Annotated in this window: 15 protein-coding genes; 4 read left to right on the top strand and 11 right to left on the bottom strand. The window is 72.0% G+C overall.

Translation table 11 applies throughout. The annotated features are described in order from the left end of the window. Positions 1 to 4: 4 nt before the first annotated feature. Positions 5 to 589: a hypothetical protein gene (locus tag NUG21_RS16630; protein WP_263391436.1), complete on the bottom strand. Its 585-nt coding sequence runs from the start codon at positions 587 to 589 to the stop codon at positions 5 to 7. Here NUG21_RS16630 and ubiH point away from each other — a divergent pair. The 3 genes from ubiH (at position 522) to comJ (ending at position 3,827) form a co-directional block, all read left to right on the top strand. Continuing rightward, a complete protein-coding gene (ubiH, locus tag NUG21_RS16625; RefSeq protein WP_317852468.1) occupies positions 522 to 1,946 on the top strand; it encodes a 2-octaprenyl-6-methoxyphenyl hydroxylase in 1,425 nt (474 codons plus the stop codon). The genes NUG21_RS16630 and ubiH overlap by 68 nt on opposite strands. After that, positions 1,943 to 3,121 carry a UbiH/UbiF family hydroxylase gene (locus tag NUG21_RS16620; RefSeq protein ID WP_263391434.1) on the top strand — a complete coding sequence of 393 codons (1,179 nt, stop codon included), beginning with the start codon at positions 1,943 to 1,945 and terminating at the stop codon, positions 3,119 to 3,121. The genes ubiH and NUG21_RS16620 overlap by 4 nt, the downstream gene beginning before the upstream one ends. Before the next feature lie 220 nt (positions 3,122 to 3,341). Beyond that, positions 3,342 to 3,827: a competence protein ComJ gene (gene comJ, locus NUG21_RS16615; RefSeq protein ID WP_263391433.1), complete on the top strand. Its 486-nt coding sequence runs from the start codon at positions 3,342 to 3,344 to the stop codon at positions 3,825 to 3,827. Positions 3,828 to 4,059: 232 nt separating this feature from the next. Here the strand turns inward: comJ and NUG21_RS16610 are convergent, their stop codons facing one another. From NUG21_RS16610 to NUG21_RS16595, 4 genes are all read right to left on the bottom strand, one after another. After that, on the bottom strand, positions 4,060 to 4,380 hold the full coding sequence (locus NUG21_RS16610) for an EF-hand domain-containing protein (RefSeq protein WP_010340011.1): 321 nt from the start codon (positions 4,378 to 4,380) through the stop codon (positions 4,060 to 4,062). Positions 4,381 to 4,720: 340 nt separating this feature from the next. After that, the gene (locus NUG21_RS16605; protein WP_019798101.1) at positions 4,721 to 5,116 is read right to left on the bottom strand and encodes an EF-hand domain-containing protein; all 396 of its coding nucleotides are present in this window, start codon (positions 5,114 to 5,116) and stop codon (positions 4,721 to 4,723) included. Between the two features lie 44 nt (positions 5,117 to 5,160). Then, a complete protein-coding gene (locus NUG21_RS16600; RefSeq protein WP_019798102.1) occupies positions 5,161 to 5,883 on the bottom strand; it encodes a hypothetical protein in 723 nt (240 codons plus the stop codon). A gap of 81 nt (positions 5,884 to 5,964) precedes the next feature. Further along, positions 5,965 to 6,864: an SMP-30/gluconolactonase/LRE family protein gene (locus NUG21_RS16595; protein ID WP_263391432.1), complete on the bottom strand. Its 900-nt coding sequence runs from the start codon at positions 6,862 to 6,864 to the stop codon at positions 5,965 to 5,967. A gap of 124 nt (positions 6,865 to 6,988) precedes the next feature. Here NUG21_RS16595 and NUG21_RS16590 point away from each other — a divergent pair, with 124 nt between their 5' ends. Beyond that, positions 6,989 to 8,104 (top strand): Gfo/Idh/MocA family protein, encoded by a 1,116-nt coding sequence (locus NUG21_RS16590; RefSeq protein WP_263391431.1) that lies wholly within the window; start codon positions 6,989 to 6,991, stop codon positions 8,102 to 8,104. Between the two features lie 120 nt (positions 8,105 to 8,224). Here the strand turns inward: NUG21_RS16590 and rlmM are convergent, their stop codons facing one another. Genes rlmM through NUG21_RS16560 form a run of 6 tightly spaced genes read right to left on the bottom strand, consistent with a single transcriptional unit; the run spans position 8,225 to position 12,545 of the window. After that, positions 8,225 to 9,289, bottom strand: coding sequence for a 23S rRNA (cytidine(2498)-2'-O)-methyltransferase RlmM (gene rlmM, locus NUG21_RS16585; protein WP_263391430.1), 1,065 nt, complete (start codon positions 9,287 to 9,289; stop codon positions 8,225 to 8,227). A 22-nt stretch (positions 9,290 to 9,311) separates the two neighbouring features. Then, on the bottom strand, positions 9,312 to 9,872 hold the full coding sequence (locus tag NUG21_RS16580) for a nucleoside deaminase (protein ID WP_017914178.1): 561 nt from the start codon (positions 9,870 to 9,872) through the stop codon (positions 9,312 to 9,314). Next, on the bottom strand, positions 9,872 to 10,285 hold the full coding sequence (locus NUG21_RS16575) for a hypothetical protein (RefSeq protein ID WP_263391429.1): 414 nt from the start codon (positions 10,283 to 10,285) through the stop codon (positions 9,872 to 9,874). The genes NUG21_RS16580 and NUG21_RS16575 overlap by 1 nt, the downstream gene beginning before the upstream one ends. A gap of 59 nt (positions 10,286 to 10,344) precedes the next feature. Continuing rightward, positions 10,345 to 10,731: an STN domain-containing protein gene (locus tag NUG21_RS16570; RefSeq protein WP_263391428.1), complete on the bottom strand. Its 387-nt coding sequence runs from the start codon at positions 10,729 to 10,731 to the stop codon at positions 10,345 to 10,347. 47 nt (positions 10,732 to 10,778) lie between these two features. Continuing rightward, positions 10,779 to 11,738: a DMT family transporter gene (locus NUG21_RS16565; protein ID WP_242081713.1), complete on the bottom strand. Its 960-nt coding sequence runs from the start codon at positions 11,736 to 11,738 to the stop codon at positions 10,779 to 10,781. A 30-nt stretch (positions 11,739 to 11,768) separates the two neighbouring features. Continuing rightward, on the bottom strand, positions 11,769 to 12,545 hold the full coding sequence (locus tag NUG21_RS16560; protein WP_263391427.1) for an AraC family transcriptional regulator: 777 nt from the start codon (positions 12,543 to 12,545) through the stop codon (positions 11,769 to 11,771). Positions 12,546 to 12,604 lie beyond the last annotated feature (59 nt).

Here is a 12,604-nt window from a genome sequence, read left to right as displayed (position 1 = left end):
CCGGTCAGTGACCGACCGGCTGGCCGCGCTGGCCCAGCCGCGCCAGTTGCTCGACGCCGACCTGGATCGCCGCGGCCAGCGACACGTACAGGCTGGCGCTGCCCAGGTACGGCAGCAGCCAGTCGCTGTAGTTCTGCCACCAGCCGGCCATGGTCGGGGTCGGCACGCTGCGGCTGACCCAGTAGAAGCTGCCCTGCGCCAGCAGGTGGCACAGCGCCACCGCCACCAGCAGGCTGGCGGCGGCCAGGCCCAGGGCGCGCCAGTCGGCGCCGCGGTAGCGCCGCGCCAGCCAGGCGCCGCCGGCCCACAGCACGAAGTAAGCCGGGATCAGGCACCAGTAGGCCGGCGACACGCAGTAGTGCTGCCAGAAATCCAGGCCCTGGCCGCGGATGACCAGGTAGTCGACCAGCACCGCCAGCGCCATCAGCAGCGGGAATGCCCAGCGGGTCCAGCTGCGCAGATAGAAGCCGCCGACGAAGAACACCGCCCACGACGCGTCCGGGATCGCCCCGAAGTGGTTGATGCGGGTCGCGGCCAGCAGCGCGGCCAACAGCAGCAGGGCAGGGAGACGGTGGGCGGAAGGCGTCATGGCGGCGGGCACCGGTGCACGTAAGACCCCGGATTCTACTGGAAGCGCGGCGCGCGAGTGCGGCGCGCCGGGGCGGCCTGCGCTGCGCAAGCTGGGCGGCGGCGCTCACCGGGCAGACGGGTGCGGGTCGTATCATGGCCGGATGAGCAAACGACATGACGTAGTGATCGTCGGCGGCGGCCTGGTCGGCGCCAGCCTGGCCATCGCCCTGGACCGGCTGGGGATCGACGTGGGCCTGGTCGAAGCCGCGCCGCCGGGCGCGCTGCCGCCGGTGTTCGACCAGCGCAATCTCAGCTTCGCCGCCGCCACGGTCAATGCGCTGGGCGCGCTCGGGGTGATGCAGCGGCTGCGCGCGCCGACCGGGCCGATCCGCCGTATTCACGTCAGCCGCGCGGGTGATTTCGGCCGGGTCCGGCTGGAGGCGGCCGACTACGGGCGCGAGGCCTTCGGCCAGGTGGTGGTCGCGCGCGACTTCGGCGAGGCGCTGGAGGCCAGTCTGGCCGCGACCACGCGGCTCACCCGCTATCGCCCGGCGCAGTTCGTGGCGCTGGAGGCCGACACCGAGGACGGCGTGCGCCGCCTGCGGATCGTGCGCGACGGCAGCGAGCAGGTCCTGCACACGCGTCTGCTGGTCGGTGCCGACGGCAGCGCCAGCGCGGTGCGCGAGGCCCTGGGCATCGCCGCAACACGCCACGATTTCCAGCAGACCCTGTTCGTGGCGCGGGTGCGCGGCAGCCGCCAGCCCGACGGCACCGCCTACGAGCGCTTCCGCGACGACGGCCCGACCGCGCTGCTGCCGCGCGGCGACCGCCATTACGGCGCGATCCACGCCGTCGCCTCCGAGGACGCGGATGCGGTGGCGGCGCTGGACGAGGGCGCCTGGCTGCAGCGGCTTCAGGACGCGCTGGGTTGGCGCGTCGGCCGCCTGCTGGGCAGCGGCGAGCGCAGCGCCTACCCGATCGTGCAGGTACTGGCCGAGCGGCTGACCGCCGCACGCGCGGTGCTGCTGGGCAATGCCGCGCAGACCCTGCACCCGCTGGGCGCGCAGGGCTTCAACCTGGGCCTGCGCGATGCGCTGACCCTGGCCGAACTGATCGAGCGCGACGGCACCGATCCGGGCGCGCCGGCACTGCTGCAGCGGTACGCGCAGCGCCGCGAGCAGGATCGCCAGCGCACGGTGACGTTCTCCGGCGGGCTGGCGCGGCTGACCGCCAATCCGACCCCGCTGCTGCGCCCGCTGCGCAGCCTGGGCCTGCTGGCGGCAGCGCAGGCCGCGCCGCTGCAGTCGTTCCTGGTCGGCGGCGCGATGGGCTTCCGCGGCGATGTGCCGCAGCTGTGCCGGGAGACGCGCGCATGAGTCGGCGTGGCGTGCTGGATGTGGTGGTGGTGGGTGGCGGCGTGGTCGGCGCGGCCTGCGCGCTGGCCCTGGCCGGCGAAGGCCTGGCGGTGGCCCTGGTCGAGGGCCGCGAGCCGCCGCGCTGGTCGGCCGACACGCCGGACCTGCGCGTGTACGCCTTCGCCCCCGACAATGCCGCCCTGCTGCAGGGGCTGGGCGTGTGGCCGCAGGTCGTCGCCAACCGCGCCAGCGCCTACCGGCGCATGCGCGTGTGGGATGCCGGTGGCGGTGGCGAACTGGCCTTCGACGCCGACACCCTGGGCCGCGACCAGCTCGGCTGGATCGTCGAACACAGCCTGCTGGTCGAACAGCTATGGGCGGCGCTGCCGGCGGCCGGCGTGCAGGTGCATTGCCCGGCGCGGGTGGAGGCGCTGGAGCCCTCGGCCGAACGTGCGCGCCTGCGCCTGGACGACGGCAGCCGCCTGGACGCACGCCTGGCGATCGCCGCCGACGGTGCCGATTCCACCCTGCGCGGGCTGGCCGGGCTGGACGCGCGGGCGCACGACTACGGCCAGCGCGGCGTGGTCGCCTTCGTGCAGACCGAACAACCGCACCAGGACACCGCCTGGCAGCGCTTCCTGCCGGGCGGGCCGCTGGCGTTCCTGCCGTTCGCCGATGGCCGCAGTTCGATCGTCTGGACCCTGCCCGACGCCGAGGCGACGCGGGTGCTGGCGCTGGACGATGCGGCGTTCGGCGCCGAACTGACCCAGGCCTTCGGCGCGCGCCTGGGCGCGGTGCGCGCGCTGTCGCCGCGGCTGGGGTTCCCGTTGCGCCGGCAACTGGTGGAGGCCTACCAGCGCGGTCGCCTGCTGGTGCTGGGCGATGCCGCGCACGTGGTGCATCCGCTGGCCGGGCAGGGCGTCAATCTCGGCCTGCGCGACGTTGCCGCGCTGGCGGGGTTGGTGCGGCAGGCGCAGGCGCAGCGCGTGGACTGGGCGGCACCGCAGCGGCTGGCGCGCTGGGCGCGCGGCCGCCGCAGCGACAACACCGTGGCGGCCTATGGCTTCGATGCGATCAACCGCCTGTTCTCCAACGACGAGCTGCACCTGACCCTGCTGCGCGGCCCGCTGCTGGGCCTGGCCGGCAAGCTGCCGCTGTTGATGCACGGTTTCTGGAAGCGCGCTTCCGGCGTGTAGGCGCATGTTCCAGCCGGACGCGGCGGCCGTAGGATCCGACCACGCGCCGAGCGGCGCCCGTCCCCTCATCCGCCCCTTCGGGGCACCTTCTCCCGGAGGGAGAAGGAAGAGCCAGCTTCGGCTGGTTTGCTTGAGCCCCTCTCCCCTCGGGAGAGGGGTTGGGTGAGGGTAGGGCGCGAAGCGCAGCACGCAGGCCGCGTCCCTGCCATGGAGGATGACGATGCAAGACGCGGCCCAGACCCAGACCGTGGATCTGCTGATCTCCCACAGCCAGGTGCAGTTGCGCGCCCGCGACTTCGACGAGGCCGCCTGCCGCTGGAGGCCGCGCAACCTGGAGCAGGGGGCGATCCTGCACCGCGACTACGTGGTGTTCGCTCCGCTGCCCGAGGACGCGTTCGGCGCGCAGGTGCACGTGGTACTGGCCACGGCGTTCGCGCCCGACCCGCGCGCGCAGCGGCGCATGCAGGTGCCATTCCGGGTGAATCCAAACGCGCGGGTGCAGCTGGCGTCCGCCGCCGAGGCCTTCGATGTGACCTTGCCGCTGCAGCCCGGCGACTACGCGCTGTACTACGAGGTCTGCGAAGGCGACGAGGTGTATTGCCGGCTCACCCTGGTACCGGCGGCGCAGCCGGTGGCGGCGCGCTATCTGCTGGACGATCCCTGGGGCGGAGCGCAGGATGCGCCGCTGCAGGACGGGATGCTGTAGCGCGCGTCAGCGTAGAAGGCGACGCTGGACGGCGGGGAGTGCTGGATGGCGCGTGCGGCGCGGCGATCGGTGCGGCGGCGGCCGCTGCGCTGAAGTGGTCGCGCGACGCTCTGGGTGTCGTTGGTGTCTGCGGTTTTGCCGCTTCAGAAAACAATCGCGCCGCATGCGGCGGGAAGGCCGCAGGCGGCGCGTGTGGTGGGAAGGACGCGGACCGTTCGACGCGTGGGTCGCGTCACGTCGACATCCAGCCTTCCAGGTCGGCCTTGCTCAGGCGGCCGTGGTGATGCACGTCGACGGCATCGAATTCGGCGTACAGCGTGGGATCGGCCTTGGCCTCGGCGCGGCTGATGTAGCCGTCATGGTTGCGGTCGAGCTTGGCGAAATCGATGTGGTAGTCGCCGACGATCGAGTTCGGTTCGACCGAGGTGACATTGATGATCTGGCCGTTCTGGTGCAGGGTCACTTCGTCCGGCGCCGACTGCGCCATGGCCAGCGCCGGCGCGGCAAGCAGCGCAAACGCGAACGGGACGAGACGAGGAACGATGCGGTTCATGGCACGACTCCTGTTGCTGGGAAGGAGTCAAGAACATAGGCCTGGCCGAATTAATCGACACTAAAAAATTCGGGCGTTCGCATCTGCGCGCCGGTGCTGTTTAGCAAGCGTTTCCAATGCGCGCTCCAACGCGGCTCACGCTGCCACGGCGTCCGCCATGGCGGTGCCGGACGCAGCTCGGCGCGGCTACAGCGCACTTCGCATGATCTGCTTCCGCCACACGCAAGCCGGATGCAGCTTGCCTGTAGGAGCGGCTTCAGCCGCGACCGGTTTACCGGTAACGCTCCGTCGCGGCTGAAGCCGCTCCTACAGAACGCGTCCCGGCGTGATGACAGATGCCCTACAGCCAGCCGGCCAGCTGCGCGCGGCTGAGGCGGCCGCTGTGGGCGGTGTCCAAGGCATCGAACTCGTCGGCCAGCGACGGGTTGGCCTGCGCTTCGCTGCGGCTGATGTAGCCGTCGTGGTCGGTATCCAGCGCCTCGAAGTCGATGCGGTAGCTGCCGGCGACGCGGTCCGGCTGGATGCTGCGCACGGTCACCTGGGCTTCGCCGGGCGTCGCCGGCAACTGCACCTGGTGGGTGACCACGCCGTTGCTGAGCGGCTGCGCGCGCACGTTGACCGGCACGTCGCGCAGCGGTTCGGTGGTGGCGCTGGAGGCACTGTTGAGATTCTGCGCCGCGGCCGGCGCGGCGCAGGCGCACAGGCAGCAGAGCAGGACGAAGGAACGGCAGGACATGGACACGACGAAACTCCGGTACGGCGATGGATGGCGGCCCCGGCTCAGCCGGGGATGAACGGAAACGCGAGCTTCAACAGGCCCTTCAGCCCGCCCTCGGCGGTGCTGGCGACGGCCTTGGCGCCGAGGCTGTTGAGGGCGCGGCGCACGTCCTCCCAGCGTAGCTTGCTCACGTCCTTCTTCAACAGGTCGGCGACCTCTTCGGCGGTGGGCGCCAGCTTCTGCAACTCGTGCGTCACCTTCTCCGGCTCCGGCTGCAGGTAGCCCCAGCGCTCGGCGATCTTCAGCAGCGTGTCGAAGCGCACCGCCATCACGTCGCGATTGCGCTCGTACACGGGCATGGCGCCGACGTCGACGATGGCCTGTTCGAAGCGCTGCTGGTCGTCGGGGTGTTCGATGCGGATCGCCAGGAAGCCGTCCTTCTTGCTGCGTTCGCTGACGTGCTTGGCCCCGGCGCGCAGGTTGTCCTCGGTGAGCACGCTGGCGACGATGCGCTGCAGCGCCGCCTCGTTGTCCTCGGGCACCAGCGCGCGCCAGCGCGCATAGCCGTCGCGGCGCAGGCCCTTGACCTTGGCCGGGGTCACCCGCAGGCGCATCGCCACCGCGTTGTTGGAGTCGCTGCGCGAGATCGCGCCGTCGCGTTCCAGCAACACGAAGATCAGCAGTTCCAGGTCGCGCTTGGTCAGCGACTGGAAGCCCTGCAACAGGGTCAGGCGCAGGAATTCGTCGGCAAAGCCGGCCGGGTTGTTCAGTTCGATCGGCTGCATGTGCGCGGCCCTCCAGTCAGTGCAGCCAGCATGCCAGGCGGCCATTGCGCGGGCTGAGACGCCGCTGCGATACGCATCCCATCAGCGTCCGTGCTCGCGTCCGGGGCGGTCGCTGCGGAAGGTTTCGATCGCGCCGCGGTCCTGCAGGGTCACGTCGACATCGCGTCCGTCGGCGCCGCCGAAGGCCAGGTTGGTGGGCTTGCGGCCCTTGGTCGCGACCTCGTGCAGCAGCGTGCCGTCGGGGGCCAGCACGATCACCTTGCCGGCGTCGTAGCGGGCCACGTACAGGTTGCCGTCGACGTCGCAGCGCATGCCGTCCAGGCCGGCATCGGCGAAGCTGGCGAACAGCCGCTTGTTGGACACGTTGCCGTCGGCGGCGCGGTCGTAGACCCAGATCCGCCGCTGCACGCTCTCGTTGACGTACAGGCGCTTGCCGTCGGGGCTGACCTCGATGCCGTTGGTGGTGCCCATGCCGGTCTCGATCAGATGCGCGCTGCGGTCGCGGTCGATGCGCCACAGCTGGCCGCTGTCGTGCTTCCAGTCCGGGTCGCTGGCGTACAGAGTGCCGTCCGGCGCCATCGCGATGTCGTTGGGCTGGAACGCGCCCGGCAGCGCGGCATAGACCTCGATGCGCTTGCTCGGCAGGGCGATGCGCAGGATGCGGTGCTGGCCGTAGTCGGCCACGTACATGCGCCCGCGGCGGTCGAAGCGGATGCCGTTGCCGATGCTGCCCTCAGGAAGATCGACGAAAAGAGTGGCCTGCCCGCGGCCGTCGGCATCGCGCTGGACCCGGCCGATGCTGCCGTCGTGGGCGAAGTTGACCACGTACAGCGCACCGTCGGGGCCGGTCGCAGGGCCTTCGATCTTGTCGGTGAACACGCCGTCGCCGACCAGGTCGCGGGCGTGGAACAGGGCCTCCTGCGCGCCGGCGGGGGCAGCCAGCAGCAGGGCGAGGGCGGCGAGCAAGGGGCGGCAGCGCATCGGATATCCGGACGGCGGGGAGGCGGCAGTGTGCCAGAGGCCCCGGCGCATCGCGCGATGGCGCTCACAGTGCCGATGCCGCACGAGCGGTTAGGGTGAGGAATCTTTCCGGTCGGAGTTGCGCATGCTGCCGTTCTCGCCGAATCGCCGCCGCCTGCTGCTGGCCGGCCTGTCCGCCGGTGCCGCCGGCCTGTTGGGACCGCCCGCCTGGGCCGCCGCGCCGGCACATCGCCGCAAGCCGCTGGGCGTGGCCCTGGTCGGGCTGGGCGATTACGCCAGCAATCGCCTGGCCCCGGGTCTCGCCCTGACCAGGCACTGTCGCCTGGCCGGCATCGTCACCGGCTCGCCGCAGAAGATCCCGCAATGGCAGGCGCGCTACCGCATCCCGGATCGCAACGTCTACAGCTACGACGACCTGGAGCGCATCGCCGACAATCCGGACATCGACGTGGTCTACGTGGTCACGCCGCCGCACCTGCACGCACCGCTGAGCATCCGCGCCGCGGCCGCCGGCAAGCACGTGTGGTGCGAGAAGCCGATGGCGCTGCACGCCGAACAGGCGCAGGCGATGATCGAGGCCTGCGCGCGCAACAAGGTGCGGTTGAGCATCGGCTACCGCATGCAGCACGAGCCCAACACCCGGCGCCTCATCGCCCTGGCCGGCGAGCGCCCGTTCGGGGCGATGCGCAGCGTGCGCGCGGAGGCGGGCTATGCCGGCTATGGCGACACCGACCCCGCGCAGCGGCCGTGGCGGCTGCGCGCGCAGTACGGCGGCGGCGCGATGTACGACATGGGCGTGTATCCGCTCAACGCGGCGCGCTACACGATCGGCGCCGAGCCGCTGGCGGTCAGCGCGCGGCGTTCCACGGAGCGGTCGGCGCTGTTCGACGAGGTCGACGAGCACACGCACTTCACCCTGGAGTTCCCGCACGAGGTGACCGCCACCTGTGCGGCCAGCTTCGGCCGCACCATGAACCTGCTGCGTGCCGAGTGCGCGAACGGCTGGTACGAACTGGCGCCGTTCCAGGCCTACGACGGCGTGCGCGGCCGGGCCAGCGATGGCCGCCTGTTCGACGCGCGGGTGCGGCACCAGCAGGCGCTGCAGATGGACGAGGACGCGCTGGCGATCCTGCAGGGCACGCCGCTGCGGGTGCCCGGCGAGGAAGGCCTGCGCGACATCCGCATCGTGGAGGCGATCCAGCGCTCGGCGCGCGCGGACGGGGCGCGGATCGTGCTGTAGCGGTGGATGGCGGCAATGTGCTCTCCGTAGGAGCGGCTTCAGCCGCGACAGGCGTTCCGGGAACGCCTGTCGCGGCTGAAGCCGCTCCTACGAAAAAACGGGGTGGAGGCTCGCGGCCGCTCAGCGCGGCATCGCCAGCACCGTGATCTCTTCGCGGTCGTGGTAGAGCTGCTTGGCGCGCAACTGCAGCGGGCGTTCGGCGCGCTCGGCGAACAGCTCCAGGCATAGCCGGGTTTCGTCCCAGCGCTTCTTCATCGGCAGCTTCAGGTTGAAGATCGCGTGCCGGCACCAGCCCTCGCGGAACCAGGTGGCCATGCGCTCGGCGACGCGGCGCGGCTGCTCGACCATGTCGCAGACCATCCAGTCCAGCGGCTGCGGCGGTTTCCAGTGAAAGCCGTCGGCACGCAGGTGGTCGACCAGGCCGCTGTCGAGCACGTGCTGGCGTAGCGGGCCGTTGTCCACGCTGGTCACGTGCAGGTGCTGGCGGGTCAGCACCCAGGTCCAGCCGCCGGGAGCGGCGCCGAGGTCGGCGGCGCGCATGCCCGGGCGCAGCAGCGTCTCGCGCTCGTGCGGGGTCAGCAGCGCCAGCAGCGCTTCCTCCAGCTTCAGGGCCGAACGCGAGGGCGCTTCCGGCAGCAGCTTCAGGCGCGGGATGCCCAGCGGCCACGGCGCGCTGTCCTCGCTGTCGGCCACCGCCAGCAAGGCATGGGTGCCGGTCACGAAGCACACGTGCAGGCGCGGCAGCCGCGCCTGCGGCTTGTCGCTGAGCAGGCCGGCCTTGCGCAGTGCCGGGCGCAGGGCGTTGCCGAAGCTGCGTGCCAGGCCCGACAGCGGCTTGCCGGCGTCCGAGTCCGGATGTTCGACCCACAGGTCGCCGAAGCGCGGCTGGCCGGCCAGCGCCTGCAGGATCGGCGCGATGCGGTCGCTGGCCGGCAGTTCGCGCAGTTCGGCCAGCAGGTGCAGCTTCTGCCGGGCGAAGATCAACCCGCGCCAGGGCAGCGTCTGTGCCGGCACCGCGGTGTCGCTGAGCAGCAACGCATAGCCGCTGTTGCGCTCGGTGCGGGCGTAGGCGGCCAGCCCGGCCTCGCCGGCGCGGGCGTTGAGTTCGGCCGCCAGCTCGGGTTCGAAGCCGGGCCGGCAGTAGCACAGCAGGCCATGGACCAGCGGGCCGTTCTCTGAGGACATGGGCAAGCCTTCGCTGGCGGCGTCAGTAGCGGGGGCTGTCGAGTTCGCCGTAGCGGCGCAGCACCGCGCAGGCGGCGTCGCGGTGCAGGCCGCGTACCACCTCGATGCCGCGACGCTGCAGCTCGCCCACCCAGTCCGCCGGCAGCGGGCCTTCGTCGAACGGAGTCAGCGCCATCACGTCCTCGGCGCTGGCGCCGATCAGCAGGCGGTCGATGCCGGCCCAGATGGTGGCGCCGTAGCACTGGCAGCACGGCTGCGAGGAGGTGGCCAGGGTCACCGGCGACAGCACCGCATTCAGCCGCGGGGTCTGCAGGCGCTGCTGGGCCAGCATGTAGGCCATGTTCTCGGCGTGCGCCAGCGAGGTGGTCTGCGGCACCACACGGTTGACGCCGACGGCGATGATGCGGTGGTCCGGGCCGAACACAGCCGCGCCGAACGGACCGCCGCTGCCGGCGTCCACGTTCAGCCGCGACAGTTCCACCGCCAGTGCGACCTTGTCGGCGTCGCTGGCGTAGACGGCCTGCGGATCGACCGCCTCGTGGATCCAGGCGGGCAGAGTGAGGTGGACTTGCGCGTAGAGCATCAGCGGACGGGTTCGGCAGGCTGGGGGGCGCGCAGTGTATCGGCTTGGGCGGGGCGCGCGCTGCATTGCCCGGACACGCAGGAGCAGCCGGCGATCGCGCGCGAGCCGCATACGCTCATGCGGCCGCTGGCCTGGCACTGCGCCATCACCCCCTGCGGATCGGTGGGGCTGTCGCGGTTGACGCAGGCCGGCATCGCGCCGCAGCAGTTGCCGACGTTCTTGACCGTGCAGTCGGCATCGGTGCGGCAACTGGTGTCGACCTTGATCGGCAGGCCCGGTGCGGACGCCGTCGGCGCTTGCGCGGGGGCCGGCACCGCAGGCTTGGCGGTTTCGCTGCGTGCGCAGGCGCTGGACAGCAGCATGGCGGCGAGCAGGCACAGCGAACACAGCAACGACGCGAAATGGCGGGGCATGGCGACCTTCCGTGCGGTGGAGTGCGGCCATGGTAGCAATCCGCCGTGCCGCCGCCGGCTCAGCGGCGCACGACCGTCAGCGTGTCCGCGCGCTCCTGGGCGATCCGCAGCGCCGTGCCGTCGAGCGCTTGGTGCAGCGCCTGGCGGATGCTGACCTGCCCCTGCACCGCGTTGACCGGCAGCGATGCGAGGCCGGGATCGCGATACACGACCATGCAGCCGGTGGCGTGGGCCAGTTGCTGCGCGACCGCATCGAAGCGACCGGCCGGCAGGGCGTAAGCGTGGTCGGGGATGGCGTCGCACTTGCCGGTCGCCGCCGCTGCGCTGGCGTTGGCATTGGCGACTGCATTCGGCGCAGCGCCGGCAGGCGTCGTGGAGGCGGCGCAGCCGGCGAGTGCGGTGGCCAGGGCGAAGGCGGTGCAGCAGCGGCGCAGAACGATGTGCATGGCGCGATTCCCTCAGGGAGACTCTGCGCCAGTCTAGGCGGCGCGGCTTAACCGGGCTTGGCTTCGTGCGCTGCGGGCTGCGGCCGCGTGTGCACCAGGGTGCACCACAGCACGCCGCCGAGCAGGCAGGCGATCGCCAGCAGTTCCAGCGCGTTCGGCCAGCGCTGTTCCCACAGGAAGCCGTACAGCAGCGCGAAGACGGTTTCGAACACGATCATCTGCCCGACCAGGGTCAGCGGCAGCAGCCGGCTGGCGTGGTTCCAGCAGGCATTGCCGATCACCGAGGCGAACAGCGCCAGCACCAGCGCCATGCCCCAGAAGCGCCCCCACGCATCGCTGGCATGCGCCGTGCCGGGCAGGGCGAAGGCCGGCAGCGCCAACACCAGGGCCAGCGCGCCGGTGACCACGCCGGTGAGCAGCGACCAGTCGCGGCCGGACAGGTCCGCGCGCCGCCGCAGCCAGCGTGCGTTCTTGATCGAGTAGGCGGTCCAGCACGCCAGCGCGCCGACTGCGCAGGCCAGGCCGGCCGCGCGCAGGCCGAGGCTGGTCGGAATGTGCGGGCGCGCGACGGCCAGGGTCTGCACCGCCACCAGCGCCACCCCGAGCACACACAGCGCGCAGGGCGCGGCGAGCCGGCGCAAGCGCACCGCGCCCGCCGCGCGCGAGCCGATCACGGTGACCGCCGCCGGCAGCAGGCCGATGATCAGCGCGGTGGCGGCGCCGCCGGCCCACTGCACCGCGCTGCCCAGCAGCACGTAGTAGACGATGTTGCCGAGCAGGCTCAGGCGCAGCAGCGCCCACCATTCGGCGGCGCCCAGCGGCGCGGTCGCGGCGCGCCAGCGCGGCAACAGCACCAGCGCGGCGATGGCGCCATAGGCCAGGTAGCGCGAGACCGCCAACTGCAGCGGCGAGAAGGCGCTCAGCAGTTGTGGCGCCAGGAACACCAGGCCCCACAGCGCGCCCGCGGCCATGCCGCTGCCAACCCCTGCCCATAGACGTTCGCGCATGTGTTCCGGTTCCGTTCCAGCGGTTCCGGCTCAGCATGCCGCCGGCGGCGGGCGCCGGCTTGTCCCAGACTCCTGTCCTGCCGCGGGGCGATGGCGTCGGCGGTAGGCGGCCGGGGTTTGCCCGGTGCTGCGCTTGAGCGCGCGGGTCAGCGCGCTCTGGTCGGCATAGCCGCTGTCCTGGGCCAGCGATGCGATCGGTCGGTCGCCGTGCGCCAGCTGCCGACGCAGCCAGTCCAGCCGCCGTGCCGCCACCCAGTCCTGCGGCGTGCGCCCCAGCGCGGCGCGGAACAGCGCGTGCAGGCGGCTCGGGCTCAGGTGCGCCAGCTGCGCCATGCGCCGCACCGGCCAGTCCTGGCCGGGCGCGGCCTCGATGCGCCGGCACAGCGCCTGCAGCCGCTGCCAGCCGCGCGGCGCGGTGTTCGCCTGCAGCCAGGCCAGCGCCGCGGCGCCGGCCCGGGCATGGGCAAGGTGAAGGTCGGGATGCGGTGCCTGCGCGGCGAGCAGGTCCTGCAAGGGCGGGGGCAGGTCGAGGAAGGGCTGCCGTTGCAGGCGCTGCAGCGCGTCGTCGCCGAAAGCATCGGCGGCGCAATCGACGATCAGGAAGCGGTTGGGGTCCAGCGCGGACTGCGCATGCCGGGTCTGCGGCGCGACCACGGCAGCGCGGAAACGGTCCAGATAGCCACCGCGCCCATCCACGTCCAGTTCCAGCGTGCCGTGCAGCGGCAGCACCAACTGCACATGGCCGTGCTGATGGGCGGCGCCATCGCGGCCGTAGCTGCGCAGGCTGAAGGAGGGGGCGGGGGACATGCCCGTTACGCTAGCGCGCGGGTGGTGGCGGGGGAAGGGCTGGGATTGGGGATTCGCGA

This window comes from Xanthomonas sp. CFBP 8445, from assembly GCF_025666235.1.
In the GTDB taxonomy this organism is placed as follows: domain Bacteria; phylum Pseudomonadota; class Gammaproteobacteria; order Xanthomonadales; family Xanthomonadaceae; genus Xanthomonas_A; species Xanthomonas_A indica.
The sequence above is the reverse complement of the archived record's forward strand: the minus strand, read 5'-3'. Positions and strand labels throughout refer to the sequence as shown.